Here is a 26018-nt window from a genome sequence, read left to right as displayed (position 1 = left end):
CGACTTCGTTGACCGCCGTATTTCGCTGTTCAGCCCACTTCCGGAAAGCTCGTTCCGCGCCAGTGCGCGGGCTTTCCGTTGAGCAACGCGCGGGCAACACCGGGGTGTCGCTCGCGTGCCGCCGTGAGGTGGAGGGGCTTATCCGCCAGAAGAACGGGCAGCGCAAGAAGTTTGCTGCCTTCTGCTCCGGGTACTGCCCCTGCACCCGCTCCGGGTTCGGGCAGGCAGGTATCCCCTGCCCGCCACGCTCCCTCGTTCAGCTGCCGAACTTCAGTCGGGCCAGGTCCACGCGACCTCTCCGGCAGCGCTCCGCCACCACCACCGACTTGAGCTCCTGATAGGCGCGCTCGAAGTCGTCGTTCAGCACGATGTAGTCGTAGGAGGCGATGCCTCGCTCTATCTCCGAGCGGGCCGCGAGCATGCGACGACGAATCGTCTCGTCCGAGTCGGTCATCCGGTCGCGCAGCCGCCGCTCGAGTTCTTCCATCGAGGGGGGAAGCACGAAGATGAGGATCGCGTCCGGGTGCTTGCGCTTGATGGCCTGGCCGCCCTGGACGTCGATGTCGAAGATGGCGACGCCCTTGCGGCTCCGGGCGTCATCCACCACGGACTGAGGGCTGCCATAGAAGTGGCCGTGGACCTCGGCCCACTCGACGAACTCGTTGCGTTCGATCTTCTTCTGGAAGGTCGCCACGTCCACGAAGTGGTAGTCCACCCCCTCCTGTTCCTTGCCGCGGGGGCGGCGCGTGGTGACGCTCGTGGAGAAGATGGCCTCCGGCTGATCCTTGAGGAGGCGATGGGCCAGGGTCGTCTTCCCCGCTCCCGAGGGGGCGGAGAGGACCAGCAGCAGGCCGGGTTGCAGCACCATGGGCTCGTTCATTCGACGTTCTGCACCTGTTCGCGGATGCGCTCGACCTCAGCCTTCATCGAAACCACGCGCGCGGAGATCTCCGCGTGCTGGCTCTTCGAGCCGGTCGTGTTCACCTCTCGGTGCATCTCCTGCACTAGGAAATCCATGCGGCGGCCCGCGGGCTCCCGGCTCGCCATCAAGATGCGGAACTGCTCCAGGTGGATACCCAGCCGCGTCACTTCCTCGGCGATATCCGTGCGCTCGGCGAAGAGCGTGACCTCCTGGGCCAGTCGCTGCGGATCCACTGCGATGCCGCGCGCCAGCTCCGCCACCCGCTCGCTGAGCCGCGTCTGGTAGTCCGCTACGGCCTTGGGCGCCAGGTCCGCGACCTCTCGGCTCCAGCCCTCGATGAGCTTCATGCGCGCGTCCAGGTCGGCCTGGATGGACTGGCCTTCCGTCTCGCGCATCGACTCCAGGGCTCCGAGGGCCTGCTCCAGCGCGACCTGCACGGCCTGAGTGGCCGGCTCGATGGCCAGCCCCTTCTCCTCCAGGCGGATGACGCCCGGCTGGTTGGCGACGTGCGCCCAGGCCACCTCGGCCGTGAGGCCCAGCGCGTCCGCGACCTCGCGGAAGGCTCGGGCGTACTCACGGGCCAGCGCGACATCCACGGTGGGGACATTGCCCGAGACGGTCGCTGCCTGGCGCTTCACCAGCACCTCGACCGAGCCACGGGCCAAGCGGTCCTTCACCGTCTTGACCAGCACGGATTCCAAGGACGCCAGCTCGCGTGGCAGGCGGACCTTCACTTCGCAGAACTTGTGGTTGAGCGAGCGCACTTCGACGGAGACCTCTTCGTCCCCCACACGCGCGCGACCCGCGCCAAACCCGGTCATGCTCTTGAGCATCGGGCCGGTTGCTAGGGTCTTTCGGGCCGGAGGTCAAGGCAGCGTCTTGCCCCGCTTCCAGTTCTGGTAGGGTCCGCCGCGCAATGGCGTGGCACAAGCGGCTCGAACTGTGGGCAAAGCTGGCGCTGGCGCTCGTCGGGTCCGTGCTGCTCTGGCGCCCCGGTCGTCGCCGCCCTCTCGGATCTCCTCTCCCCGCTCCGCGAAGGGTCCTGCTGGTGCGGCCCGACAATCGCGTGGGCGAGGCCCTTCTCACGACACCTCTGATGCGGACGCTCAAGACGCATGTGCAGCCCGCGCCCGAGGTCCATGTCCTCGTCCACTCGAAGGTGGTTCGCGTGCTGTCCGGGCACCCGGACGCGGATGCCGTTGTCGCGTTCGATCGACGGCACCTGTGGCTTGGCCCCCTGGCCCCGGGCATCCGGGCCTTGCGCCGCCAGCGCTACGACGTGGTGGTGGACTGCGCGAACTGGGACGCGCCCTCTGTCACGAGCGCCTTCATCGCGCGGATGGCGGGCCCCCGCGCCGTCGTCATTGGGCCTGACGTGTGGCCTGTGTCTCTCTTGCACTCCGTTTCCGTGCCCGCGCGGACGGACACGCGGCACGAGGCGCAACAGCGGACTCACCTCCTCACACCGCTGACCGGGGGCGTTGTGTGCGAGGGGCTGTCCTTCCGCGAGCCGAGCCTCAGCCCGTCCATCCGGGCCTACCTGGAGGCCAGCGCGGGGCGGAAGCTCGCGGTCATCAATCCTGGGGGACGCCTGGGAAATCGACGCATTCCGCCCGAGGCCTTCGCTGCCGCTGCGCGGGCGCTCCTCGAGCAGGGGCGGATCCCTGTCGTCACCTGGGGTCCCGGAGAGGAAGCGCTGGCTCGCGGGGTCGTGGAGGCGGCACCTGGCGCGCAGCTCGCGCCTCCGACCTCCATCGATGAGTTGGCCGCCCTCATGCGCGCGGCCGGAGCCACGGTGTGCAACAACACCGGCCCCATGCATCTCTCGGTGGCCGTCGGTGCGCCTACGCTGGCGTTCTTCCTGCGCATCGACATGGAGCGCTGGGGTCACGCCCAGGCTCCGCATCGGATGGTGGACCTCACCGGGCTCGTTGATGGTGCGGGCGGTGTTGGGCTTGAAGCTCGCGCTGCCGCCGAGGCTCGCAGCTTTGTCTCGGCGCTGGATTTGCGCTCCGCCTGATCCGCGCCCCGACTACTCGGGACTGGGACGCTCGCGCTCGGGGACCATCTGCGGGATGCCGTCCTCGACGGGCCAGGCCCGCTGGCAGCTGGGGCAGTGCACCTGAGTGCCTGCCTCGCTGTCGCGGACTTCCAGCGCGCCCTTGCATCGCGGACACCCGAGCACCTCTCTCAGGAGCGGCGACAGCGGCATGGCCTACTTCGACGCCTCTCGCCCCAAGCGGCGCGCGAGGTCGGTGGTGCTGTGGTCCTTCGGATCTCCCGAGACCGCCGTCCGACCGCCGTATGCGCGCACTTCGTCTCCCTCGGGGATGGAGTCCGGCGTGTAGTCCGTCCCCTTCACGTGAAGGTCCGGCTTCAAGGCCCGGATGATGTGGCGCACGTTGGATTCGTCGAACAGGAGGACTCGGTCCGTGCAGGCCAGTGACGCCACCAGCTCGGCTCGCTCCAGCTCTGGGATGTAGGGGCGTCCTGGCCCCTTGTAGGCACGCGTCGAGGCGTCCGAGTTCACCGCGACCACGAGCACATCCGCGAGCGCCTTCGCCCCTTCCAGGTAGCGAACGTGCCCCACGTGGAGCAGGTCGAACACACCGTTGGCCAGCGCGACGGTGCGCCCCTGCTCCCGCCACTGTTCACGCTCTTGGGCGATCGACTCGAGGGACCGCAGCTTGTCCAACGTGGTCATCGCGTGCTCCGCAGCTCGCCCAGCAGTTCGTCTCTCGACACGGTGGCAGTGCCCGGCTTCTGCACCACGAGCGCGCCCGCGATGTTCGCGAGTCGTGCCGCTTCGCCGAACGTGGCTCCCGCCGCGAGGGCCAGAGAGAAGCTGGCGATGACCGTGTCGCCCGCGCCGGTGACATCCACCGCGGCCTTTGCTCCGTGCACGGGGATCAGATCCACGCCTCCATCAGCGTCGAACAGCGCCATGCCATGCCGACCGCGCGTTACCAGCAGGGCTCGGCAATCGAGGTTCTTTCGCGCGGCGTGCCCTGCTTCCAACAGGTCCGCTTCGGAGCGGACTCGGCGTCCGGACAGGTGCTCCAGCTCGGGCTCGTTGGGTTTGCAGACCGTCAGTCCCGTGAACGAGGTCAGCGCATAGCGGCTGTCCACGCAGACCGGCATCCCGTCCGCCGCGAGCTTGCGCAAGGACTCTCGGACTTCGTCGCCCACCACTCCCGCCCCATAGTCCGAAACCACCACCGCATCCGCGTCACGCGCCGCGGCCTCCACCTGCCTGGCAATCGCCTTGCGGACTCGTGGCGCGAGCGGACCTTGCTGACCGCGGTCGACTCGGAGCATCTGCTGGCGCGTCGTGCTCACGCCGCCCGCGAGGATGCGCGTCTTGGTCTCGGTCTGGATGTCCTTGCCACTCACCGCATGCAGACGGATGTCCGCCTCTTCGCAGAGCCTGCGCAGCGAGCGGCCCATCGCATCCGCGCCCAGCACTCCCACCGCGGTCACCTGTCCTCCGAGCGCTCGGACGTTGGCTGCGACGTTGGCGCCACCTCCGAGCTTCACCTCCGAGGACTCGTAGCGGACGATGAGGACGGGGGCCTCGCGGCTCACGCGGTCCGTCTGGCCGTAGAGGTAGTGGTCGGCGACCAGATCCCCGACGAGCAGCACACGACGCCGGGCGAACGCGGCGGGCAGGCGGGTGGGCGAAGGCAATGGACGTACGGGCGAGACTGCGGCCATGGGCGCGGTTTGTCCCACAGCCCTCCGCCCCTCACAAGTCGCTCGGACTCGGCGCCAGCCCGAGTGCCCGACGCAGGTACGACTCGCCCTCCAGGAGTTCCACGCCCAGCCGCACCACCCAGGCTTCGCATCCCGGGGGCAGCCGCATCGCGTCTTTCTCGGTGGTGACGACCTCGGCGCCGAGTTGGCGGGCCCTTGCGGTGACGGCCCGCAGCTCTGGCTCGGTGTAGGCGTGATGATCCGGGAAGAGGGCTGCGTCGCGGAGGTCTGCCCCCAGAGACGCGAGCATTCGCAGGAAGCCTCCCGGTCGAGCCAGGCCCGCAAGCGCGAGCACCGGCCGTCCCTGGAGCGAGGAGAGCGGATGCGTCACACCGTCCGGAGCGATCGCCTCCGTGGGCTGATAGCGCGTCACGACCCGGGGCAGTCCTTGAGTCAGCTCTGGCGATGGGGTGGTCCCATCCGGCGCGGCGCGCACCCAGAGGAGCGTGGCTCGGCGCAGTGCGGAGGCAGGCTCTCGGAGCGGGCCTCGTGGCAGGAGGTGGCCGTTGCCGAGGCCCACGCTCGCGTCCATCACCACGACGTCCTCGTCACGCGCGAGCCGGCGGTGCTGAAAGCCGTCATCGAGCAACACGGTGTCCAGTCCGAATTCGTCTCGCGCTCGGCGCGCCGCGGCCACACGGTCCGCGCCCACGAAGAGGCGGACCTGCGGACAACGGGTCGCGAGCATCCGCGGTTCATCCCCCGCGTCTCGCACCGCGGGCAGTGGGCCTGCTCCCGTGAAGGTCAGTGGCTCAGTGGATGCGCGACCGTATCCGCGCGTGAGGATGCCCACCTTGCGCCCTTCTCGAACGAGCAACTCCGCGAGGTAGAGCACCGCCGGCGTCTTGCCGGTTCCTCCCACGTTGAGGTTGCCCACGGAGATGACTCGGAGCCCATTCACTCGCTCGGGCCGCAGAAGGCCCGAGTCGTAGAGTGAGCCCCGGATCCGAACGAGCAGGCCATAGGGCCAGGACAGCAACGTCAACGGTGAGAGCTGAAGGCGCCGGGCCCAGGACTCGGGACTCGGAGGATAGAAGAGGCGCTCGACCGACGTGGGCGCGGCGGCGGTTCCGAGTCGCATCGGGAGCCCGGAGTCAGCCATGGCCGTCGTGCTCCAGGGGGACTCGGGCGCACTTCGCGGTCAGCGGCTGCGCGCCCGGTGCGGACCGACGGGCCCACTCCCTGGCCTTGAACGAAGTCGTCCTGAGTCGCGGTGGTACCGGGCTCGAATGCTCAGCCATGGCCGTAGAGTTCCAGGAGGGTGCGGGCGATCTCCGCGTTCGTCGGGTGCGCGACCTCCGCGCGTTGCCCGGACAGTGAGGCGGACACCACGGCTTCGACCGTGGGCGAGGCCACTCGTGCATCCGCCAGGTCGGGCAGCGCGCCCTCGTCCACTGCGATGACTCGAACTCCGCTCGCTCGGGATTGTGCTGCGGCCCTTCCACTCCAGTCGTTCCCCAACCCGAGGATCCACACTTCGTCCAGCGCGCGCAGCCATCGCGCGAAGTCTTCGGCCCGTTGGTAGCCCGCGAACATCACCGCCTCCGCGAGCCCGAGCGATGCGACCTGTCGCCGCGTGTCCTCCAGCAAGGCACCATCGCCGACGAGGACCAGCTGCGCCTCTGGCCGTTGCTCCCGCAGCTTCGCGAAGGCCGCTATGCCCAGCGCGTGTCTGCGCGAGGGCTGGAACGTGGAGATCATTCCTACGAGCGGTGCCCCTGAGATTCCCAGCGCACGTCGCAGCGCGGGCCTGTCGGTCGCGGGCTCGAAGTGTGAGTCCACCAGCGCCGGGAGCACCTGTCCCGTGCGCCCCATTGCCTCGAGCCTGGGCAGCAGTGCGCGCGCCGGCACCGTGTAGGCGTCCGCATGTGGCAGCGAGGCTCGCAGCGAACGCAGTGCATGAATGGAGCGCACCAGCACGGCGCCTCGTGGGCGTCCCCATCGTGCCAACAGGTGATCATGGCTGAAGTGCGAATGGACCACGTCCACCGAGCGGCGGCTCAGCGCTCTCCAGTCCCGCCACATCACCCAGGGCGGCGACTTCACCGATAACTCCAGGCCCCCTTCGTCCAACAGGCCGAGTTCGCGCAGTCGCGGAACAGCGGGCTCCTCGGCGGGAATGTCGACTCGACGGCGGTCCACCGCCACCGACACCTCGTGCCCCAGGTCTCGCTGCGCCTGGGCGAGCAGCGCCACGTTCTCCGCGGGGCCACTCCAGAACGGACTCGCGAGCAGATGCAGGATGCGCATCAGGGATTCACCAGGGTCCGATACAACGCCGTCAAGGCCTTGGCTTCGTGCTCGACGCCGCAGCGCGATCGGGCCTCTTCCGCTGCGTTGCGGCCCACGGCTCGGGCTCGCTCGGGGTCGCGCAACAGCTCGGTGAGCAGTTCGCGCAGGCCCTTCACGTCACCAGGCTCGAAGAAGAAACCGGTTCGCCCGTGCTCAATCAACGTGTCCAGGTACGGCAGCTTCGAGGCCACCACGCAGCACCCCGAGGCCATGGCCTCCACGTGCACCAGCGAGTAGCCCTCGGCGTATGACGGGTGCACCAGGATGGTCAGCCCTCGGTACCAGGGCTCGATGACCGACTGCTCTCCCGCGAGCACCACGCGGTCCTCGATGCCGGCCCGGAGCTTGTTCACCCAGTCCAGGTCCGGCCCCTTCGCGAGCCCGACCAGCACGGCCTGCCAGTCTGGATTCTCTGGCAACAAGGGCCGCATCGCATCGATGAAGTCGCCCTGCCCCTTCTCCGCGCGAATGCGGCCGATGACACCGATGCCGTAGCGGCCTCCTTGCCCCAGGCTTCGCCACGCCTCGTCGCGATCCGCAGGGGGATGGAAGCGCGACAGGTCGATGCCATGCGAGACGATGGACGAAGGGAGCCGGAACACTTCGGAGATCTGCTGCGTCAGCGCCACTCGGGCGTCCGCGCAGCGCGCCAACCAGCGCGTGAAACCCGTGGGCGCGATCGACGTGTGTCGCGTGAACACGAGGCGCACGTGCTGCCCCAACAGTCGCAACAACATGCCCGCCATCAGCTCGTTGTTGCGGTGGGCGTGCCACACGATGGGCTCGCGCCGCGCTCGGCGCAGCAGCTCTCCCCAACTGATGCGCGGGAGGGAATCGCTCAGGCCCGAGCCGATGACGCGCGTCTCGCCGTCCCGTTCGAGCGCTGGCACCACGGACTCCACGTGACGCGTCACGCCCGTGTAGCGCGAATGGAAGTGGGGATGAACGATGAGCGTCATCAGCGCGCGACTCCCGCGTTCGAGAAGAGCGATGCCATGGCCGCGGCGTTGCGCTCGCTGGCGCCAGAGATGCCTCGCACCGTGGCCTCGGCTCGAGCGCCGAGCAGCCGGCACTGCTCCGGATCCGCGAGCAGTCGGGCCAGCTCCGCATTGAGCGCGTCGGCGTCCTGGACTTGGACTCCCCCGTGGCCGCTCAGTACGGCGACGCTGTCTCGGAAGTTGTCCATGTGCGGACCGAACAACACGGGCCGGCCCTGCCCCGCGGGTTCGAGGATGTTCTGTCCACCGCGCTTCGTGAACGAGCCTCCGACGAATACCACCGTCGCCAGTCGGTACGCTCGCGACAGTTCGCCCATGGTGTCGAGCACCACCACCGGCGCACGCTCGGGGTTCCCCTTCGAGCGCAGGCCCGCGCTCATGCCCTGCGCCTCGGCGAGCGCGACGATTCGTTCGGCGCGGTTCACGTAGCGCGGCGCAATCACCAGCCGCAGCGTTGGGTGAGCCGGGAGCAAGCGCCTGTAGACGGCGAGCAGTTGCTCCTCCTCGCCTTCGTGCGTGCTGCCCGCCATCCAGACGGGCGCATCCGTGGACAGCCCCAGCGCGTCGCGCAGTGCCGCGTCCTCGTTCGCGGGCGCTGCGGTCAGTGAGTCGAACTTCGTGTTGCCCGTGACCTGCACCCGCTCGGCCGGTGCTCCGAGCGCACGCGCCCGTTCCGATTCCTCGTCCTGGCGCATCAACATCAGGTCCAGGTCTTCGAGCGGGTTGCCGATGAGGCTGAACAGCCGACGGTACCGCCCCACGTTCGCGGGCGAGAACCGGCCATTCGTCATCACGACCCTCGCGCCCCCTCGCTTCGCGGCACGGATGAGGTTGGGCCAGACCTCGGTGTACTCGAGGACCAGCATCTGCGGCCGGAGTGCTCGCACCGCCCGGCGCGTCGCTCCCCACAAGTCATAGGGCGCGTACACCACTCCGTCGATGTGCGGAGCCAGCCGCTCCTTCGCCATCGCGTAGCCGCTGTCCGTCATCGTCGACAGCACGATGCGACAGCCTGGGAAGCGTGCTCGCAATGGGCCGAACATCGGGGAGAGGGCCAGCAGATCTCCCGCGCTCGCGCCATGCAGCCACAGGAGCGGGCCTGTGCCCTCGGGCACGACTCCCGCCGCGTAGAAGCCAAGCCGCTGCAACAGGCCATGCCGCGTCTTCCGGTGCAGGGAGAGCACCGGAAACAGCAGGCCGAACAGCACATAGGTCGTGAGTACGTACAGGAGGCGCATGGGCCGACGCCTCGCCGTCTATCAGATGCCCGGGCCGCGCGGCAGCACGCGGACAGGGCTCGGGACGATCCACGGGCGCCACTCCGAACCGAAGAAGCGCCCCGGCGCGCGCACCCACACCTCCACCTGCACCACTCCCGGCCCCGTCAGCTCCACCGAGGTCGCGTCGCGGAGACGGCCATCACCCCAGACGCGCACCTCCACCGTGTCGGGATGGCGCTCGGGCAGGCGCACGGTGAGGACGTCGCCCACTCGCGCCTCGCGCCCTCCTGAATCGAGGCCGTCCAGGGCGAAGCCTTCGGGCTCCCCGAGTGCGCGGAAGGCGCAGACGGCGTTGCCCCCCGTGAGGGCCAACACCACCCGTTCGGCCGCCTCGCTCGCGTCCTTGGGGAGCGGCCTCGGCACGTCCTGGGGCGGCAGCGCCATGGCCATCGCTCGGAAGACGTGCTCGTAGGACGGAAGCCCGTGCGCGTCATGTGCGCACAGCGCCAAGCGAGGCTTCTCTCGGGACAAGTCCATGAAGCGCGCCATGGGCTCGGGCTCAGGCGCGACCATCAACATCACCCCGTGGACAGGATGCGTGAAGGATGCGCCCACCGCGGGCAGCAAGCGCGAGACGGGGCTGCGCAGGGCCTGACGAAGGAACGTGTCCGCCGAGTACAGCTCGAAGCCCGGCACGCGCCTCGCGGTCTCCTCGTCTCGCCACGGGTTGCGACGCTGTACGGGATGCGCGAGGACGCTCATGCCGCCCGCCGCCTCCACCGCGGACACCGCGGCGTCGGGGGGCATCCACGCTTTCGCTCCATCCAACGGCCGCTTCAGCCCCAGCGCCGCGAGGTGTCCCGCTGTCGTGGAGAGCTCCACGCCAGGAATCATCAGGACGCCGTCGATCCACTCGGGGGTCCTCGGCGTGAAGTCGTTGTGGTCCGTCAACACCACGAAGTCGAGGCCCGCTGCCTTCGCCGCCCGCGCCACCTCGCTGGGCGTTCCGCGTCCATCCGAACGCGTCGTGTGCACGTGGTAGGCGCCGCGGATCCAGGCGGACGGACGCTCGGGCTCATCCAGTGCCGGGTAGTCCACGAAGCTGGCCGCGAACGCGAAGAAGCCCGCGAACCCCAGCAGCACCAAGACGAGGCCCGCCAGCGCCCGGAACGTTCGGGCGGCCAGCACGTTGGCCTTCACGCCGCGCCCCGCTCGCCCGTGGTCTGCAAGGTCCACAGCGAAGCGTAGCGCCCACCCGTGCGCAGCAACTCCGCATGGGAGCCACTCTCCACGATGCGGCCCGCCTCCACCACGTGGATGACATCCGCGTTCGTGATGGTGGACAGCCGGTGCGCGATGACCAGCGCCGTGCGCCCAGGAAGGACCTCGGCGAGCGCGGCTTGCACGTCGCGCTCGCTCTCGGGATCCAGGCTGCTCGTCGCCTCGTCCAACACCAGGATGGGGGCTCGCGACAGGACCGCGCGCGCGATGCACAAGCGCTGACGCTGACCGCCGCTGAGAATCACTCCGCGCTCACCGATGCGCGTGTCGTAGCCCTCGGGAAGTGCTCGGATGAAGCCGTCCGCGCTGGCCACTCGGGCCGCCGCCTCGACTTCCTCTCGCGTGGCCTCCGGACGCGCCTGTCGCAGGTTCTCCAGCACGGTGCCGTGAAACAGCAGGGGCTCTTGCGTCACCAACGCGAGCTGGGCTCGCACACTCGCGGCCGTGTAGCGATCCGCGTCCACGCCATCCAGGAGCACGCGGCCTCGCGCCGGCCGCTCGAAGCGCAGGAGCAGCGAGGTCACCGTGCTCTTGCCGCCACCGCTCGCGCCCACCAGCGCGGCCACCTGCCCCACCTTCAAGTCGAGCGTCAGCCCATCCAGGGCCCGGCGCTCCCCATAGGAGAAGGCCACATCTTCCAAGCGCAGCGACGTCGTCACCGCGGGCGCGGGCTTCGCGTCGGGCGCGTCCTCCACCGGGTGGCGCAGGTCGAGCACCGCGAACAGCCGCTCTCCCGCCGCGCCCGCCTGCACCGCGAACTGCGTCACGCGGCCCAGGTCCTTCACCGGCTGGTACACCATCACCACCGCGGTGAGCAGCGACAGGAGCGCCTCGGGCTCCATGGCCCGCGTCGCCGCCGCGTAGCCCAGCGCCGCGGCCAGGGCCGCCGCCGCGAGCACTTCCATCACTCCGGGCACTCCGCCCCGCGCCCAGGCCGCGCCCACCACGGCGTCCTCGTGCGCCTTCGCGTAGGACTCGAAGCGCGCCAGCTCCGCCTTCTGGCCGTTGAAGGCCTGGATGGTGCGCAGGCCGCCCAAGCCCTCGTGAAGCTGCGCGGCGATCTGCCCGAGCTGCGCCTGTCCCTCGCGCGTGCCGCGCAGCACCTTGCGCGTCAGTCGCGACGCGGGCAGCGCCGCCAGCGGAATCACGCACAGCATCAACCCACCGAGGACCGGGCTCATCGACAGCGCGACGCCCGCCAGCACCAGCACCTGGAGCGAGTCGCGCAGGTACGAGCCCACCGAGTACATCGCCGCCATCTCCACGGCCGTCACGTCCGAGGAGAAGCGGCTGAGCAGGTCGCCCATCCGCTCGCGCGAGAGCTGCGAGGGCGACAGCGCGGTGAGCCGCAGGAAGAGATCGCGGCGCAGGTCCTTCACCACCCCCTGCGCGAACAGGCCCATGAAGTAGAACTGGCCCAGGTAGCCCACGCCCTTCACCACGCCCACGCCCAGCACCAGCACCGGGAAGCCCCACAGCGCGGCCTCGCGTGGCAGGTCCGCGAGCCACGGCACGCGGTGCGTCCCGGCGAAGCCCTCTCCTCCGCCTGACAAGAGGAAGCGCAGGGCCGGCCCCATCAGGTACGCGTACGCGCCCGTGGCGAGCCCCAGCACCGCCATGCACGCGAACGCCGTCACCAGGACGCCCACGTGCGGACGGGCATACCGAAGCAGACGCCACAAAGCCCGATGCATGGCTACTTCCCCACCTTCTGCAACGCGGCCTTCGCCAGCGTGGAATACGGATTCAGCTCCAGCACCTTGAGCAGCTTCTTGCGCGCCAGGGGCGCATCGCCCAGGTCCATCTCGATGATGGCCGCGATGATCTGCGCCCGCTCCAGGTACGGATCCAACGTGAGCGCCCTCTTGAGCGCCTTCTGCGCGCCGCGCGCCCGCTGCACCAACGGCCCCGGCGAGCCCTGGTACGTGGCCCAGGCGAGGTACGAGTAGTACTCCGGCTCGCCCGGGTTGAACGCAACCGCTTCCTCGAAGGCCTGCATGGCCGCGCGGAAGTCGCGCTTCTTCAGCGAGGCCTCGCCCCGCCGCAGGGCGATCTCCGCGTCCACGTTGATGGTCGTGGCGCGACCCACCACATCCTGCCGGCTGAAGAGATACTGGAGGTAGGCCTTGCGCTTCTCCTCCACGCTGAGCACCCGGTACGCCGCGGACAGCTTCTCCTGCACCGAGTCGAGCAGATCCTTCAGGTCCGACAGGTCGAACTCGGCGTGGGTGTCTGGATGAAAGCGCATCGCGGTCTCGTGGTACGCGCGCTCCACCGCCTCCGCGTCCGCCGCGATGTCCAGCCCCAAGCACCCGAAGTAGCTCCGGGTGATGATGCGCACGGCCTCTTCGCGCACCGCCGCGGCCGTCTCCACCGGCATCGTCTTGCGCTTGCGCGGCGCGATGACATCCGGAGCCGTCACCGCGCTCAGGGCATCCGAGCCCGTGGCCACCGGCATCGGCGAGAACGTCACGCCGCCCGTCAGCTTGAGGAACCACAGGAGCGTGTACGACGCGCGCAGTTCGCCGCGCCCGTGCGCCAGCAGGTCGCGCAGCATGATGCGCCCGTTGATCTGCAGGGCGATCTTCAGGTCCTCCGTGTCCAGCGCCATCGCCTGGAGGTCCCGGCTGAAGTCCGCCGAGCGCACGGCGTACTCGTTCAGGTTCGCGCGCAGCGACGCGGCCATCACCTTCAGCGGGAACATGCGCCGTCCCCCCTGGAGCAAGGGCGCGAGCGCCGGAGCCTCCACCGTGGCGACCTCGGAGGCGAACTCGTCTCCCGCGTAGAACGCGTACCGCCCCTCGCGCATGCTCAACACGCGGCCGAGCATCTCGCGCGTGTAATCCCGCAACAGCTGCAGCAGGTCCTCGCCCGCCGCCTCCACGCCCGCGTCCGCCAGCGCCGCGCCGATGCGAAGCCCGGAGCCCAGCGCCTCCACCACACGCGCTTCCTGCGCCTCGGTGAGGACGCCGCGCACGCGAAGAAACCGCGGAAGAGAGTCCTGGCGCGAGGTGGAGTCGAAGCTCACCGCTCCGCCACGCAGGAAGTACACGCGCCGGGACAGGTCGCGATGCGCGGCCACGAGCACGCCGTCGCGGCGCAGCCGGTAGAGGCCATGCAACTGGGCGGGCAAGGGATAGCCCCGCAGCTCCCCGGCAATCACCGCGGGACGCGACAGTGTCGCCAGGATGCCCGTCAGCGGGACGGCCTGAGCGGCGCGCACCAGCGGCTCCAGGCGCGGAACCAGCTCACCGGGCTTGAGCGGATCCGGAATGTACGCGTTGACCTTCAGGTCCAGCACCGAGGCCACGCCGCGCGCTCGACCCAGATGCCCCTTGTCGATGGCGACGATGGGCACCCGCCCGCCCTGGCTGTGAGAGCGGATGAGGTGCACCACGTGCTGGCCATCCACGCGGGGAAGGTCCACCGACAGCACGACGATGTCGGGATTGTCCGCCGAGAAGTGCTCCAGCGCCGTGATGGCGTCGTGCACCGGACGCACGGTGTAGCCTGCCTGCGACAGCAGTCCGGTCAGGTGCTCCAGCGTAGGAGGATGGCTCTCGGCGAGCAGGAGCGTCTTCACAGGGGAGCCGCAGTCTACAGCCTCCACCCGGTCTCGCATCAGGTACGATGCGTGCCCTGCGCTCATGACGTCTTCCGCCCCTCGCATCCTCGTCGTGGCCGGCGAGGCCTCCGGCGACGCCCACGCCTCCGAGCTGGTCGCCGCCCTCCAAGCCCTCCGACCTGACCTCACCTTCTTTGGCATGGGAGGCACGCGCCTGGCCGCCCGAGGGGTGGAGCTCCTCTTCGACGCTCGGGAGGTGTCCGTCATGGGCATCACCGAGGTCCTCCCGCGCATCCCCCGCATCCTGCGCGTGCTCCACGGGCTGGCCGCCGCCGCCGCCGAGCGGCGTCCGGTCTGCGCCATCCTGGTGGACATCCCGGACTTCAACCTGCGCCTGGCCAAGAAGCTCAAGGCGCTGGGCATCCCCGTCGCCTACTACGTGTCGCCGATGATCTGGGCGTGGCGGCGCGGGCGGGTGCGCACCATCAAGCGCCTCGTGGACCGGATGCTCTGCATCCTGCCCTTCGAGGAGGCGTTCTACCGGGACGCCGGAGTGGACGCGCGCTACGTGGGCAGCCCCGTGGTGGAGCAGGTGCCCGCGCCCCAGAGCGCCGCCGCGTTCCGAGAGCGCCTGGGACTCAAGCCGGACGCCCCCACGCTCGCGCTGCTGCCCGGCAGCCGCATGAGTGAGATTCGCCGCATCCTGCCCACGATGGTGGGCGCCGCGCGGCAGCTCCAGGCCGAGCGGCCCGGACTCCAGGTGGTGGTGCCCGTGGCGCCCACCATCGCGCGGGAAGAGGTCGCGTCACGATTCGATGGCAGCGGGGTCACCCCCATCCTGGTGGACGGCCAGGCGCCCGAGGTGGTGGGCGCCAGCGACGCGGCCGTGGTCGCTTCTGGGACGGCTGTCCTCGAGGCCGGGCTGATGCAGCGCCCCCTGGTCGTCGTGTACCGCGTGTCGCTCATCACCTACTGGGTGGGCCGGCTGCTGCTCCAGGTCGCGTTCGTGTCCCTGGTGAACCTCTTGGCGGGCCGGCGCGTGGTGCCCGAGCTGCTCCAGGGCGAGATGACCCCCGAGCGCATCGCGGACGAGGTGCGCCGCGTCTGGCTGCCCGGCGCCCCTCGGGACGCGATGGTCCAGGGCCTGACGGAGGTCCGCCAACGGCTGGGAGAGGTGGGCGCGGCCCAGCGGGCCGCCGAGGCCGTGCTGGAGCTGCTGCCCCCGCGCCGCGTTTAGGGTATGTCGCCCCGACATGAACCGCGCGCTGGTCTGCATCCCTACCTACAACGAGCGTGAGAACATCGAGCCCATCACCCAAGCGGTGCTGCAGGCCGACTCTCGCGTGGACATCCTCATCGTCGATGACAACTCGCCCGACGGGACCGGGCAGATCGCCGACGCGCTCGCGGCGAAGGAGCCGCGCATCCGCGTGTTCCACCGCGAGAAGAAGGAAGGCCTGGGGCGTGCCTACCTCGCGGCCTTCCGCTGGGCCCTGGCGGAGCCCTACACGTACATCCTGGAGATGGACGCGGACTTCAGCCATGACCCGCGCTTCCTGCCCCAGCTGCTGGATGCGGCCGAGGGCGGCGCGGACCTGGTGCTCGGCTCGCGCTACGTCACGGGCGGCGGCACGGTGAACTGGGGCGTGGGCCGGCAGGTCATCAGCCAGGGAGGCTCGCTCTACGCGCGCACCATCCTGGGCGTGGACGTGCGAGACCTGACGGGCGGGTTCAAGTGCTTCCACCGCCGGGTGCTGGAGGCGATGGACCTGGACGCGGTGCACAGCACGGGATACGCGTTCCAAATCGAACTGACGTATCGCACTTTGCGCAAGGGCTTCACCGTGCGCGAGGTCCCCATCGTGTTCGAGGACCGACGTGTCGGTCACTCGAAGATGAACAAGAAGATTTTCCTCGAGGCGCTCGGCATGGTGTGGAAGCTGCGCTTCACCGTGTAGCCCCGAACCGGCCGTTCCGTCATGTCCAGCTCCCTGTCGCTCTTCCTCGTCTCCCTGTCCGCCGTCTTCTTCGTGGTGGACCCCATTGGCGTCGTCCCGCTCTTCCTGGCGATGACGGCGGGAGACTCGCGCGACAAGATTCGCCGCACCGCCCTGCGCGCCTGCCTGGTGGCGTGCGGGCTGATGCTGTTCTTCGCCCTCTTCGGCAGCATCATCTTCAAGGTGTTCGGCGTGTCGCTGGGCGCCTTCCGGGTGGCGGGCGGCATCCTGCTTTTGATGACCGCGCTGGACATGCTGCGCGCGCGGCCGGCCGCCACGCGCACCAGCCCGACGGAAGAGCAGGAAGGCGCCGTGAAGGAGGACATCGCCATCGTCCCCCTCGCCATCCCGCTCCTGGCGGGCCCGGGTGCCATCGCCACCGCGATGGTGCTGATGGCGAAGGGCGGCTCGTCCTTTCGCACGATGATTCCCGTGCTGGCCGCCATCGTGCTGACGTTCGTGTCCTGCTACTTCATCCTGGGGGCCTCCAGCCTGGTGCAGCGCGTGCTGCGCCAGTCGGGCGTCGCCATCCTGGAGCGCGTGTCCGGACTCATCCTGGCCGCCATCGCCGTGCAGTTCATCGCGGATGGCGCCAAGGACCTGATGCGCTAGCCGCGCTTCAGTTCACCGACACCCACGCGGCCCCCCGGCGATGGAGCGTCCCCTGGGGCTGGCGCGCTTCCGCGGTGAGTTGCTCGGGGCTGGCGCGGCGCGCGTCGTAGGCATAGCCGCCCTGCACTTCCTGCAGGTACACCACCACCGCGTCGACGACGTTCTCCTGCACCACCTTGAACGTCGGGTCACCGCACTGGGGCTCGCCCTGGAAGAAGCGCTCCAGCATGGCCTGGTCCGGGTGGCGCACGTAGACGACCACGGGCACCTGCCCGGCGCGTCCCTCGGAGACAATCTGCTGCGCGGCGAGCGACGGCGAGGGCTGGTGCATCACCGTCTGCACCAGCTCGCACTTGTTGGCCTCCACCTCCCGACGCGGAGCGAACGGCAGCGTGCGCGCACAGCCGCCGAGGGCCAGGAGCCCCAGCGAGAGCGTGCCCAGCATCTTGCGGTAGGGACGGGAGCCTGTCGTTCGCATGCGTCTCACCTCACAGTGGGTGCCACCTGGGGGTGAAGGGCGCGTCCTTCAGCGACGGCTCCTCCACCGCGATGATGTACTCGGCGCGACGGTTGCGAGCCTCCGCCGTCTCGTCGGGGGTGGGCACGGCCAGCGACTGCTCGCCGAACCCCTCGTAGAACACGGGCACCCGCAGGCCCCGCTGTCGGAACGCCGCCGCCAGGCTGCGCGCCCGCCGCAAGGACAGCGCGCGGTTGTCGTCCGCGCCGCCCACGGTGTCGGTGTGCCCCACGACGTAGAGCCGCAGCGCCGCGAAGCGCCCGTACTTCGCCAGCGCGTCCCGGATGAGACCGTAGGAGGTGTCGAGCTTCGCCCGCTCGTCCGCGGGGACTTCCGCGCGGTTGGAAGCAAAGCCCACTTCCTCGTGGGGGATGTCCACCTGCCACGGGAACACATCCACCCCGGTGTAGAAGTCCGAGGTATCGAAGGCCTTGAGGGCCACCTTCATCACCCGGCCCTCCGCCGCCGGCCAGGTCACCTCCAGCGGAGAGCCCGCGGCGGCGCCGTGGAAGTCCACCTCGCCCTCGAACGCCTTCTTGCCGGTGTCCATCAGCACCACCACCTCGGTCTTCCCCGCCGGGCGCGAGAGCGTGAAGCGCAGCCGCCGCGCGGCCACGTCCACATCCTCCTTGCGCACCTCCAGGCGCAGCGGGCCGAACAGCTCCGTGTCGAAGGCCAGGGGCAGCGTGGCGGGCTCCGCGTCCGAGAAGCGCACCGTCAGCGCCCCTTCGTAGTGAAAGCGTCCGTCCGGCTGCGGGAGGGGGATGCGGCGCGTCACGCCCGGCTTTCCGCCGCCCTTCACGTCCATCGCTTGGCCGTCGCCACGCTTGAGCGTCACTTGGAATCCCTCGATGGGTTCGAGGATGTGCACGAGCAGCGTCGGTGTCCCCTCCCCTCGCGCGGCGCGAGCCTCCAGGGAGACCCGAATGGCGTCGGCGAACGCGGGGAAAGGAAGGCACAGCAGGACAAGGCAGCGGAGCAGGAGACGGGCATTCATGCGCGGCGGCACCGGGGTGTCGCGGGCAGGGTGGCGGTGCAACCCCAGCCCGGCAGGAGCGATTCCCGACAGGCTAGGCCGAAGCCTCGGGGCGCGGAACGCTCCGCGCGCACGACGGTGAGCGGCCCGACATCCACACCCGGGGAATGCCAGCGACAGCGCCTCGCACCACCCGGGCGGCCGGGGAACCAAGCCGCCCGTGGGACGTCAGCGCACGCCCACCAGCGTGATGCCGCGCGCCTGGGCGCCGGCGAACAGCGCGGGCGCGTCCAGCAACACCGTGCGCCCCACCTCCAGGGCCAGCACCGTGGCGCCCACTTCCTCCATCACCTCCAGCGTGCGAGGCCCCACCGCCGGCAGGTCGAAGCGCAGGTCCTGCTGGGGCTTGCAGCGCTTCACCACCACGGCGCCCTTGCCGCCCAGCTTCGCGCCGCGACGGATGGTCTCGTCCGTGCCCTCCACCGCCTCCAGCGCGAGCACGTGGCCATTGCGCACCACCACCGTCTGGCCCACGTCCGCCTGCCCCAGCAGCACCGCCACCTCGCGCCCCAGCGCCACGTCCGTCTCCTGCGCGGGATGCAGGCGCGGGCCGGCCAGGTGTCCCTCGGGGCACAGCACCTCGCCCAGGTAGTCCGTGGGCGCGATGATGGTGATGCCGCGCGACTCGAAGTCCGCCGCCACCGCGCGCAAGAGGGCGTCATCCCGGAAGCTGCGCAGCCGCGAGATGATGCGCACCGCGCCCAGGTCGGGCCGCGCGTCGGACAGCGCACGAACGCGGCCAATGCCGCCCGCCATGGCGGCCTGCTTCACGCCCGCGCCCAGGAAGGCCTTCTGGATGCGGTCCACCTGCCCCACCCGAACCCAGGTGAGCTGGTCGACCTCGGAGGCCAGCGCCGGGTCCGTCTCTCCCCGGTGCGCCACGGCCACCACTTCCTGCCCCCGCGCTCGGGCCGCCCGCGCGAAGAGGAAGGGGAGCTGGCCGTTGCCCGCGATGAGCCCGATTCGCTCCACCGCCCCTCCCATGCGCGCGCCTAGCGCGTCAGTCCGCGCTTGCTCTGCGCCACGAACTCGATGAGGTGGTCGACTTCCGGGTGCCCCGAGAGCTCCGCGCGAAGCTGCGCCAGCGCCTCCTGCAGCCCCAGCTTGGAGCGGAACAGGATGCGGTAGGCCTCCTTCACGCGGGAGAGCTGCTCCTCGGTGAAGCCCGCGCGCTCCAGGCCCACGGTGTTGAGCCCCACCAGCGCCGCGCGGTCGCCCTGCACCGTGCAGTACGGGGGCACGTCCATGGTCACCATGGAGCCACCGGAGACGAACGAGTGGCGCCCCAGCCGGGTGAACTGGTGCACCGCCACCAGCCCGGAGATCTTCACCGAGTCGCCCACCGTCACGTGCCCGGCGAGCGCCGAGCCGTTGGCCAAGAGGCACTCGTCACCCACCACGCAGTCATGCGCCACGTGGCTGTTGGCCAGGAAGAGGTTGCGGTGGCCAATGCGCGTGGCCCCGCCGCCGCCCGCCGTGCCCAGGTTGAGCGTGACGAACTCGCGAATCTGGTTGTCGTCCCCGAGGATGAGCTCGGTGTCCTCGCCCGCGTACTTGAGGTCCTGCGGCGCCGCGCCCACCGAGGCGAACTGGAAGATGTGGTTGCGCTCACCCAGGGTCGTGCGCCCCTCGATGACGACGTGGGGTCCCACGCGAGAACCCGCGCCAATGGTCACCTGGGGTCCGATGACACTGAACGGCCCCACTACCACCGTCTCGTGCAGCCGGGCGTCGGGGTGAACCTGCGCGGAGGGGTGAACCTGAGCCATGACGTCTCCTCTTGCTCGCGTGCCGACGACGCTCAGGACGCCTCGGCCCCGGAGGCCTTCGCGTCGGGATCCTTTTCCACCACCGTGGCGAGGAACTCACCCTCGGCCACCTTCGCGCCGTCCACGTGGGCCGTGCCCCGCGTCTTCCAGACAGCGCCCTTGTGGCGCACCACTTCAATGACGAGTTCGAGCCGGTCCCCGGGAATCACCGGCTTGCGGAACCGCGCGCCGTCGATGCCCATCAGGTAGGTCACCTGACGGGTGGGGTCCATGCCCTCGCTCTTGTACGCCAGGATGGCCGTGGCCTGCGCCATGGCCTCCAGGATGAGCACGCCCGGCATCACCGGGTGGCCCGGGAAGTGGCCGTTGAAGAAGGGCTCGTTGATGGTGACGTTCTTGAAGGCCGTCAGCTTCTGGCCCGGCTCGAACTCGACCACCCGGTCCACCAAGAGGAACGGGTAGCGGTGCGGCAGCAGGCTCTGGATCTCTCCAATGTCCATCATCCGCCCTTCTCCTTCTCGAGCATCTCCACCCTGCGGCGCAGGGTGCGCACTTCCTTGAGCACGTCCGCCAGCTGTCCCACCGCGGCGCTGGCGCGCAGCCACTCGCGGTGCGGCACGGCGGGACTGCCACTGACGACCTGTCCGTCTTCCACGTCATGGGCCACGCCGGACTGGGCGCCCACCTTCGCGAGGTCACCCACTCGGATGTGCCCCACCACGCCCACCTGCCCCGCGAGCACCACGCCCGCCCCCACTTCCGCGGAACCGGACACGCCCGCCTGCGCACAGATGAGCGACAGCGGGCCCACGCGCACGTTGTGAGCGATCTGCACCAGGTTGTCGAGCTTCGTCCCACGCCCGATGACCGTTTCGCCCACGGTCGCGCGATCGATGCACGTGCAGGCACCGACCTCCACGTCATCCTCGATGCGGACGATGCCCACTTGGGGAATCTTGAAGTGCTCCGGCCCCTCTTCCCCCTCGGGGTTGAAGGCAAAGCCAAAGCCATCCGCGCCCACCACGCACGAGGCGTGGAGGATGACACGCGAGCCGACCACGCACTGCTCACGCACCGTGACATTGGGGTACAGGACACAGTCCTCCCCCACCCGGGCGTGCGCCCCGACGTACGCCCCGGAATACAACACCGAGCGGGCGCCAATTTGCGCACCGGACTCCACCACCGCGCCCGGCATCACCGTGGCCTCGGGGTGGACGCTCGCCTCGGGGTGGACGTGCGCGCCGGGTCGCACTCCCGCGGCGGGACGCGCCACGGGGTGGAACAGGCGCAAGAGCCGCGCGTAGGCCAGGTGCGGATTGGCCACCCGGACCAGGGACACGCCCTGGCGCGCGGGAGCATCCAACCCCACCAGCACCGCCGAGGCCCGGGTGGACTCGAACTGCCGGCGGTAGCGCGGGTTTCCGTAGAAGGACACCTCGCCGGGCCCAGCCTCTTCGAGCCCGTTGAGGCCATGGATGAGCACAGCAGGGTCGCCGAGGAGCTCCCCCCCCAAGTGGGCGGCAAGCTCCCCGAGCGGGCGCGAAGCAGACATGGGCTGCACGCTCGGAACCGCCTACTTCTTCACCGGGGCATCCTTCGCCGCCGGCGCCGTCTTCTTGGAGGCGGTGTTGTAGTTGCGGATCACCTCGTTGGAGATGTCGTACTGGGACAGGGCGAACACGATGCCCGAGTCACGCTTGTCCAGCACGAAGCTCAGCCCGTCCCGCTCGGCGATGTTCGCGATGATCTGATCGATGCGGTTGACGATGGGCTCCATCGCCTGCCGCTCCTTGTTGGCGGCCTCCGCGCGGCTGCGCTCGTACTTCTGCGCCAGCTCCATCACCTTCTTCTGCAGCTCCATGGCCTTCTGGGCGCGGGTCTCCTCGGACAGGGCGCTGGACTGCTTGTCGAGGACGTCCTTCTCCTTGCGCAGCGCCTCCTGCTCGCGGTCGATCTCCTTCTGGCGATCATCCAGCCACTTCTGGAGGCTGACCTTGGCGGCCTTGCCATCGTCCACCTCGAGCAGCACGCGCTGCAGGTCGACGTAGGCCAGCTTCAGGTCAGCGGCCGACGCGGCGGCCGGCAGGGCAAGGGACAGGACAGCGGCGAAGGCCGCCAGAAGGCTTCGAAGCGACATGTTCAACGACTCCTCGGGGAAGGTGTACAGGCTCCGACGGGTGGTTCCCGGACGTGTTCAATCCACGTCCGGGCAGGCTGGCCGGAACGCCAGGGCACAAGGCCTATCAGAAGAAGTTACCGATGGTGAACTCGAACAGGATGGGATCGTCCTCAGGCCGCTTGGTGAGCGGGATGCCCCACTCGAAGCGCAGAGGGCCGATGGGCGAGAACCACCGGAAGCCGAAGCCCACCGAGTGGAACAGGCCCAGCGGGAGCTTGTCCTGCTTGTCCTGGAAGAAGTTCTCGTGGATGCCGAACGAGTTGCCCGCGTCGTAGAACACCACGCCGCGCAGGCCCGCCTTCTCGAAGATGGGGAACTCCAGCTCGAAGTTGAAGATGAGCTGCTTGTTGCCGCCCACTCGGAACTCGGTGACGTTGGCGTCCGGGTTGTCCGCGCGGGGCACCAGCTGCGTGGGGCTGATGCTGCGCAGGAAGTAGCCGCGAACCGAGTTGATGCCGCCCACGTAGTAGAGCTCGCTGATGGGCAGCGGCTTGTTGGCGTTGAGCTGCTGGATGTAGCCCAGCGTGGCGTTGGTCTTGAAGACCAGGCCCAGCGGCATCGGGAAGTACAGGCGCGAGTAGGCCGTGTACCGGTTGAACAGGAAGCTGCCGCCCAGGAAGTCCGGGGCGAACTCCACTGCGGCGTAGTGGATGAAGCCGCGCGACGGGAACAGGCGGTTGTCGCGGCGATCGAACGAGAGCGACAGGCGCGCCGCGCTCGTCACGCCGGACTGGAACTGGTTGGCCAGCAGCACCGAGCCGATGTTCTGGCCCGCCTCCACCGTCACCCACTCCCGCGTGTAGCCGATGGTGCCGAGCAGGTCGTCGATGAACTGGTAGCCGATGGAGACCGTGCCACCCGTCGAGTTGCGGATGAAGCCCTCGTAGTCCGCCTGGATGCGGAACGCTTCCACGGACAGGAGGTAGTTGGTGTCCAGGAAGTACGGGTCGTAGAACGACAGCTGCACGAGCGAGCGCAGGCCGGAGATCTGCGCCGACGCGGACACGCTCTGGCCCCAGCCCAGGAAGTTGTTCTGGGACACCTGCGCCGTGAAGATGAAGTTCTCCACGTTGGAGAAGCCCAGGCCGATCTGGAACGTGCCGGTCGCCTTCTCCTTCACCTCCACCTGGAGGACGATGGTGTTGTCCGCGCTGCCCGGGTGCTGGGTGATCTCCACCGTCTCGAAGAAGCCGAGGGCGGTGACGCGCTCGCGGCTGCGACGCACGCCGCTGCCGTTGTACAGCTCGCCTTCGTAGACGCGCAGCTCGCGGCGGATGACCTTGTCGCGCGTCTTGGAGTTGCCCACCAGGTCGATGCGCTCGATGGTGACCTGCGGCCCCTTCTGCACGTCGAAGGTGAGGTCCACCGTGCGGTTGTCCGCGTTGACCGAGGTGACGGGGTTGATGTTCGCGTAGGCGTAGCCGCGGTCGTAATAGACGTCCGAGATGGACTGGATGTCCTTGGAGAGCTGCGACCGGTTGAAGCGCTCGGCCGAGTGCGACGTCATCAGCCGCGACAGCTGCTCCTTGGAGACCTCCAGGTCACCCGAGAAGTCGATCTTCCCGATGTCGTAGGCCTCTCCTTCCACGATGTGGATGGAGATGTAGATGTAGCGCTTGTCCGCGGACAGCTGGATGGTCGGCTTGTCGATGCGGACGTTGATGAAGCCGCGGTCGTAGTAGGCCACCTGCATGACCGCCAGGTCGCGCTGGAAGGCCTCCTCGCGGTAGGTGCCCTCGCCCGTCACGAAGGAGAAGTAGCCCCCCTCCTTGGTGATCATCGTCTCCTTGAGCACCGCGGCGGACACCTTCTCCGCGCCCACGAAGGTGATCTGCTTGACCATCACCTTCGAGTGCTCGTCGATGAGGAACACCACGTTGACCGCGGCGCCGTTCTCCACGGGCTCCAGGCGGTGGCGGACCTCGGCCAGGAAGTAGCCCTTCTCGACGTACTTCTCCTGGATCTTCTTCTGGGTCGCGCGAACCGTTTCCAGGTCCAGGATGGTGTTGGCCTTGACGTCGATCTGCTCCTTCAGGTCCTCCTGGCTCAGCTCCTCGTTCCCCTGGAGCTGGACCGCCTTGATGATGGGCCGCTCGGCCACGCGCACCACGTACGCGATGCCCTTGGGCAGCCGCTGCACCAGGAGCTGCACGTCGGTGAAGTAGCCCAGCGCCCACACGGCGCGCAGGTCGTCCTGGGTGAGCTGCGGATTGAACGTGTCACCGACACGCGTGCGCAGCGCGCGGCGGACCGCCTCGGACTCGACGCGCCGGTTCCCCTCCACGCGCACCTCGAAGACGCGGTCGGGATGGGACTCATCGTCGGCGCTGGGGGCCTCGACGACGGGAACATCGGACGCGGCCCCGGGAGTGGCGGGCGCGACGGAGGACGGAGACGGAGCGGGCGTACCCGCGTCCACCTGAGCGCGGACGAGCGCGGGCGCCAGCGTCCACCAGGTGGCCGCCAGGAGCGGGAGCAGTGACTTGCGCAGAACGGGGAGCCTCAAGTGCAGTCCGGCCAGAGAAAGGCGGGGCAATGTACGGGATGGGGGGAGCGCCCCTCAATCCAAAAGCGTGCAGGCATCAGGCCTCCGACACCTGGCCGCCAGCCAGCCGCAAGCGGCGGGGCATGGAGCGGGCGAGCGTCTCATTGTGGGTCACCACGACAGCGGTGATGCCCAGGTCGCGGTTCACTTCCCGCAAGAGCTGGTGAATCCCCTCGCCGGTGGTCGGGTCCAGGTTTCCCGTGGGCTCATCGGCGAGCAGGAGGGCGGGCTTCAGGACGAGCGCGCGCGCCAGGGCCACGCGCTGGGCCTCGCCTCCGGACAGCTCCCCTGGCCGATGGTCCACCCGAGCGCCCAGGCCCACGCGCTCCAGCAGCTCGCGCGCGTAGGTGTAGGCACCGGCGCGGTCCCGGCGCTGGATGAGCGCGGGCATGGCCACGTTCTCCAGCGCGGTGAACTCCGGCAGCAGGTAGTGGCTCTGGAAGACGAAGCCGATGGAGTGGTTGCGGAACTCGGCGATCTCCGCGTCGTTCATGGCGAACACGGAGCGTCCATCGAAGAACACCTCGCCCGCCGCGGGGGCATCCAGCGTGCCCAGCACGTGCAGGAAGGTGCTCTTGCCCGCGCCGGACGCGCCAATCATGGACACCAGCGAGCCGCGCTCGATGTCGAGCGACACACCGCGCAGCACGTCGATGCGCTTGCCATGCAGGAAGTAGCTCTTGAAGACGTTGCGGATGGACAAGAGGGCCATGGCTACTCCGCCTTCAGTCCTTCCACCGGCTCCACGCTGCTCGCCTTGAGCGCCGGGTAGATGGAGGCCAGGTACGTGACGAGCACCGCGATGACCACCGCGAGCGCCGTCTGGACCGGTTCGATGCGCACTGGAAGGGCCGGGATGTAATACACCTCGGGGTCCAGTTTGATACCGACCTTCTCGATGAAGACGCACCAGGAGAGGCCGGAGAACAGGCCCAGCAGGCCGCCCGCCACGCCGATCTGCAGTCCCTCCGCGAGGAAGATCTTCACGATGCCGCCGTCCGGGACGCCGAGCGCCTTGAGGACGGAGATCTCCTTGCGCTTCTCCAGCACCAGCATGATGACCGTGGCCACGATGAGGCCGGCGGCCACGACGATGATGATGGAGAGGATGATGCCCATCACCAGCTTCTCCAGCCGCAGCGCGGAGAAGAGGTTCTTGTTCATCTCGCCCCAGTCGCGGGCGCGGTAGGGATAGCCGCCCAGCACCTTGACCACCTGGTTGGAGATGCGGCGCGCGTCGTCGATGTCCGCCACCTTCAGCTCGATGCCCGTGGCGCCCTTCACGTTGAAGAAGTCCTGCGCTTCCTTGAGCAGGATGTAGACGAACTT

The 26018-nt window shown here is 69.2% G+C and carries 26 protein-coding genes; 4 read left to right on the top strand and 22 right to left on the bottom strand.

Annotated features, from left to right (window positions below; translation table 11 throughout):
- Positions 1 to 256: 256 nt before the first annotated feature.
- Positions 257 to 880: a guanylate kinase gene (gene gmk, locus JGU66_30800; GenBank protein ID MBJ6765176.1), complete on the bottom strand. Its 624-nt coding sequence runs from the start codon at positions 878 to 880 to the stop codon at positions 257 to 259.
- Positions 877 to 1755, bottom strand: coding sequence for a YicC family protein (locus tag JGU66_30795; GenBank protein ID MBJ6765175.1), 879 nt, complete (start codon positions 1753 to 1755; stop codon positions 877 to 879). The genes gmk and JGU66_30795 overlap by 4 nt, the downstream gene beginning before the upstream one ends.
- 83 nt (positions 1756 to 1838) lie before the next feature.
- Here JGU66_30795 and JGU66_30790 point away from each other — a divergent pair, with 83 nt between their 5' ends.
- On the top strand, positions 1839 to 2942 hold the full coding sequence (locus JGU66_30790; GenBank protein ID MBJ6765174.1) for a glycosyltransferase family 9 protein: 1104 nt from the start codon (positions 1839 to 1841) through the stop codon (positions 2940 to 2942).
- A gap of 12 nt (positions 2943 to 2954) precedes the next feature.
- On the opposite strand, the gene JGU66_30785 is transcribed toward JGU66_30790, so the two are convergent.
- From JGU66_30785 to JGU66_30740, 10 genes are all read right to left on the bottom strand, one after another.
- Positions 2955 to 3134, bottom strand: coding sequence for a hypothetical protein (locus tag JGU66_30785; protein ID MBJ6765173.1), 180 nt, complete (start codon positions 3132 to 3134; stop codon positions 2955 to 2957).
- Between the two features lie 3 nt (positions 3135 to 3137).
- A complete protein-coding gene (locus JGU66_30780; GenBank protein ID MBJ6765172.1) occupies positions 3138 to 3626 on the bottom strand; it encodes an adenylyltransferase/cytidyltransferase family protein in 489 nt (162 codons plus the stop codon).
- Positions 3623 to 4636 (bottom strand): sugar kinase, encoded by a 1014-nt coding sequence (locus JGU66_30775; protein ID MBJ6765171.1) that lies wholly within the window; start codon positions 4634 to 4636, stop codon positions 3623 to 3625. The genes JGU66_30780 and JGU66_30775 overlap by 4 nt, the downstream gene beginning before the upstream one ends.
- A gap of 31 nt (positions 4637 to 4667) precedes the next feature.
- Positions 4668 to 5756 (bottom strand): tetraacyldisaccharide 4'-kinase, encoded by a 1089-nt coding sequence (gene lpxK, locus JGU66_30770; protein MBJ6765170.1) that lies wholly within the window; start codon positions 5754 to 5756, stop codon positions 4668 to 4670.
- A gap of 152 nt (positions 5757 to 5908) precedes the next feature.
- Positions 5909 to 6925, bottom strand: coding sequence for a glycosyltransferase (locus JGU66_30765; GenBank protein MBJ6765169.1), 1017 nt, complete (start codon positions 6923 to 6925; stop codon positions 5909 to 5911).
- Entirely contained in the window at positions 6925 to 7926 is a 1002-nt protein-coding gene (locus JGU66_30760; protein ID MBJ6765168.1) for a glycosyltransferase family 4 protein, read from the bottom strand. Before JGU66_30760 ends, JGU66_30765 begins: the two co-directional genes overlap by 1 nt.
- Positions 7926 to 9203 (bottom strand): 3-deoxy-D-manno-octulosonic acid transferase, encoded by a 1278-nt coding sequence (locus JGU66_30755; protein MBJ6765167.1) that lies wholly within the window; start codon positions 9201 to 9203, stop codon positions 7926 to 7928. Before JGU66_30755 ends, JGU66_30760 begins: the two co-directional genes overlap by 1 nt.
- 21 nt (positions 9204 to 9224) lie before the next feature.
- Positions 9225 to 10385: a CehA/McbA family metallohydrolase gene (locus JGU66_30750; protein MBJ6765166.1), complete on the bottom strand. Its 1161-nt coding sequence runs from the start codon at positions 10383 to 10385 to the stop codon at positions 9225 to 9227.
- Positions 10382 to 12160, bottom strand: coding sequence for an ABC transporter ATP-binding protein (locus JGU66_30745; GenBank protein MBJ6765165.1), 1779 nt, complete (start codon positions 12158 to 12160; stop codon positions 10382 to 10384). Before JGU66_30745 ends, JGU66_30750 begins: the two co-directional genes overlap by 4 nt.
- A gap of 2 nt (positions 12161 to 12162) precedes the next feature.
- Positions 12163 to 14088, bottom strand: coding sequence for a response regulator (locus JGU66_30740; protein MBJ6765164.1), 1926 nt, complete (start codon positions 14086 to 14088; stop codon positions 12163 to 12165).
- A gap of 25 nt (positions 14089 to 14113) precedes the next feature.
- Between JGU66_30740 and lpxB the strand changes: the two genes are divergently transcribed.
- From lpxB to JGU66_30725, 3 genes are read left to right on the top strand one after another with little or no spacing between them, the layout of a single operon-like run.
- Positions 14114 to 15268: a lipid-A-disaccharide synthase gene (lpxB, locus tag JGU66_30735; protein MBJ6765163.1), complete on the top strand. Its 1155-nt coding sequence runs from the start codon at positions 14114 to 14116 to the stop codon at positions 15266 to 15268.
- A gap of 16 nt (positions 15269 to 15284) precedes the next feature.
- Positions 15285 to 15989 carry a polyprenol monophosphomannose synthase gene (locus JGU66_30730; GenBank protein MBJ6765162.1) on the top strand — a complete coding sequence of 235 codons (705 nt, stop codon included), beginning with the start codon at positions 15285 to 15287 and terminating at the stop codon, positions 15987 to 15989.
- A gap of 21 nt (positions 15990 to 16010) precedes the next feature.
- The gene (locus tag JGU66_30725) at positions 16011 to 16640 is read left to right on the top strand and encodes an NAAT family transporter (protein MBJ6765161.1); all 630 of its coding nucleotides are present in this window, start codon (positions 16011 to 16013) and stop codon (positions 16638 to 16640) included.
- Between the two features lie 7 nt (positions 16641 to 16647).
- On the opposite strand, the gene JGU66_30720 is transcribed toward JGU66_30725, so the two are convergent.
- The 10 genes from JGU66_30720 to JGU66_30675 form a co-directional block, all read right to left on the bottom strand.
- A complete protein-coding gene (locus JGU66_30720; GenBank protein MBJ6765160.1) occupies positions 16648 to 17118 on the bottom strand; it encodes a hypothetical protein in 471 nt (156 codons plus the stop codon).
- Between the two features lie 10 nt (positions 17119 to 17128).
- Positions 17129 to 18154, bottom strand: a complete 1026-nt coding sequence (locus JGU66_30715) for an OmpA family protein (GenBank protein ID MBJ6765159.1) — start codon at positions 18152 to 18154, stop codon at positions 17129 to 17131.
- 207 nt (positions 18155 to 18361) lie between these two features.
- Complete coding sequence (gene lpxI / locus JGU66_30710) at positions 18362 to 19165, bottom strand: UDP-2,3-diacylglucosamine diphosphatase LpxI (protein MBJ6765158.1); 804 nt, start codon at positions 19163 to 19165, stop codon at positions 18362 to 18364.
- A gap of 20 nt (positions 19166 to 19185) precedes the next feature.
- Positions 19186 to 19962: an acyl-ACP--UDP-N-acetylglucosamine O-acyltransferase gene (gene lpxA / locus JGU66_30705; GenBank protein MBJ6765157.1), complete on the bottom strand. Its 777-nt coding sequence runs from the start codon at positions 19960 to 19962 to the stop codon at positions 19186 to 19188.
- A 32-nt stretch (positions 19963 to 19994) separates the two neighbouring features.
- Positions 19995 to 20462 (bottom strand): 3-hydroxyacyl-ACP dehydratase FabZ, encoded by a 468-nt coding sequence (gene fabZ, locus JGU66_30700; protein ID MBJ6765156.1) that lies wholly within the window; start codon positions 20460 to 20462, stop codon positions 19995 to 19997.
- Positions 20462 to 21517 carry a UDP-3-O-(3-hydroxymyristoyl)glucosamine N-acyltransferase gene (gene lpxD / locus JGU66_30695; protein MBJ6765155.1) on the bottom strand — a complete coding sequence of 352 codons (1056 nt, stop codon included), beginning with the start codon at positions 21515 to 21517 and terminating at the stop codon, positions 20462 to 20464. The genes fabZ and lpxD overlap by 1 nt, the downstream gene beginning before the upstream one ends.
- 21 nt (positions 21518 to 21538) lie before the next feature.
- Complete coding sequence (locus JGU66_30690) at positions 21539 to 22102, bottom strand: OmpH family outer membrane protein (protein ID MBJ6765154.1); 564 nt, start codon at positions 22100 to 22102, stop codon at positions 21539 to 21541.
- A 106-nt stretch (positions 22103 to 22208) separates the two neighbouring features.
- Positions 22209 to 24623, bottom strand: coding sequence for an outer membrane protein assembly factor BamA (bamA, locus tag JGU66_30685; protein ID MBJ6765153.1), 2415 nt, complete (start codon positions 24621 to 24623; stop codon positions 22209 to 22211).
- A gap of 103 nt (positions 24624 to 24726) precedes the next feature.
- Positions 24727 to 25401 carry an ABC transporter ATP-binding protein gene (locus JGU66_30680; protein MBJ6765152.1) on the bottom strand — a complete coding sequence of 225 codons (675 nt, stop codon included), beginning with the start codon at positions 25399 to 25401 and terminating at the stop codon, positions 24727 to 24729.
- Positions 25402 to 25403: 2 nt separating this feature from the next.
- A partial coding sequence (locus JGU66_30675; GenBank protein MBJ6765151.1) for an ABC transporter permease occupies positions 25404 to 26018 on the bottom strand: 615 nt, incomplete at its 5' end.

It is taken from the genome of Myxococcaceae bacterium JPH2 (genome assembly GCA_016458225.1).
Taxonomy (GTDB): domain Bacteria; phylum Myxococcota; class Myxococcia; order Myxococcales; family Myxococcaceae; genus Citreicoccus.
Note: the sequence above shows the minus strand (reverse complement) of the source record. Positions and strands in the feature narration are given on the sequence as shown.

What these genes read in the sequence shown, in the direction of transcription:
- JGU66_30785 (MBJ6765173.1), bottom strand. Translation starts at nt 3,134, where the DNA reads ATGCCGCTGTCGCCGCTCCTGAGAGAGGTGCTCGGGTGTCCGCGATGC.
- JGU66_30740 (MBJ6765164.1), bottom strand. Translation starts at nt 14,088, where the DNA reads ATGCGAGACCGGGTGGAGGCTGTAGACTGCGGCTCCCCTGTGAAGACG.
- JGU66_30765 (MBJ6765169.1), bottom strand. Translation starts at nt 6,925, where the DNA reads ATGCGCATCCTGCATCTGCTCGCGAGTCCGTTCTGGAGTGGCCCCGCG.
- fabZ (MBJ6765156.1), bottom strand. Translation starts at nt 20,462, where the DNA reads ATGGACATTGGAGAGATCCAGAGCCTGCTGCCGCACCGCTACCCGTTC.
- JGU66_30760 (MBJ6765168.1), bottom strand. Translation starts at nt 7,926, where the DNA reads ATGACGCTCATCGTTCATCCCCACTTCCATTCGCGCTACACGGGCGTG.
- JGU66_30715 (MBJ6765159.1), bottom strand. Translation starts at nt 18,154, where the DNA reads ATGAATGCCCGTCTCCTGCTCCGCTGCCTTGTCCTGCTGTGCCTTCCT.
- gmk (MBJ6765176.1), bottom strand. Translation starts at nt 880, where the DNA reads ATGAACGAGCCCATGGTGCTGCAACCCGGCCTGCTGCTGGTCCTCTCC.
- JGU66_30680 (MBJ6765152.1), bottom strand. Translation starts at nt 25,401, where the DNA reads ATGGCCCTCTTGTCCATCCGCAACGTCTTCAAGAGCTACTTCCTGCAT.
- JGU66_30755 (MBJ6765167.1), bottom strand. Translation starts at nt 9,203, where the DNA reads ATGCGCCTCCTGTACGTACTCACGACCTATGTGCTGTTCGGCCTGCTG.
- JGU66_30745 (MBJ6765165.1), bottom strand. Translation starts at nt 12,160, where the DNA reads ATGCATCGGGCTTTGTGGCGTCTGCTTCGGTATGCCCGTCCGCACGTG.
- JGU66_30725 (MBJ6765161.1), top strand. Translation starts at nt 16,011, where the DNA reads ATGTCCAGCTCCCTGTCGCTCTTCCTCGTCTCCCTGTCCGCCGTCTTC.
- lpxD (MBJ6765155.1), bottom strand. Translation starts at nt 21,517, where the DNA reads ATGTCTGCTTCGCGCCCGCTCGGGGAGCTTGCCGCCCACTTGGGGGGG.
- JGU66_30720 (MBJ6765160.1), bottom strand. Translation starts at nt 17,118, where the DNA reads ATGCGAACGACAGGCTCCCGTCCCTACCGCAAGATGCTGGGCACGCTC.
- lpxB (MBJ6765163.1), top strand. Translation starts at nt 14,114, where the DNA reads ATGACGTCTTCCGCCCCTCGCATCCTCGTCGTGGCCGGCGAGGCCTCC.
- lpxK (MBJ6765170.1), bottom strand. Translation starts at nt 5,756, where the DNA reads ATGCGACTCGGAACCGCCGCCGCGCCCACGTCGGTCGAGCGCCTCTTC.
- JGU66_30730 (MBJ6765162.1), top strand. Translation starts at nt 15,285, where the DNA reads ATGAACCGCGCGCTGGTCTGCATCCCTACCTACAACGAGCGTGAGAAC.
- JGU66_30775 (MBJ6765171.1), bottom strand. Translation starts at nt 4,636, where the DNA reads ATGGCCGCAGTCTCGCCCGTACGTCCATTGCCTTCGCCCACCCGCCTG.
- JGU66_30780 (MBJ6765172.1), bottom strand. Translation starts at nt 3,626, where the DNA reads ATGACCACGTTGGACAAGCTGCGGTCCCTCGAGTCGATCGCCCAAGAG.
- JGU66_30690 (MBJ6765154.1), bottom strand. Translation starts at nt 22,102, where the DNA reads ATGTCGCTTCGAAGCCTTCTGGCGGCCTTCGCCGCTGTCCTGTCCCTT.
- JGU66_30790 (MBJ6765174.1), top strand. Translation starts at nt 1,839, where the DNA reads ATGGCGTGGCACAAGCGGCTCGAACTGTGGGCAAAGCTGGCGCTGGCG.
- lpxA (MBJ6765157.1), bottom strand. Translation starts at nt 19,962, where the DNA reads ATGGCTCAGGTTCACCCCTCCGCGCAGGTTCACCCCGACGCCCGGCTG.
- JGU66_30795 (MBJ6765175.1), bottom strand. Translation starts at nt 1,755, where the DNA reads ATGCTCAAGAGCATGACCGGGTTTGGCGCGGGTCGCGCGCGTGTGGGG.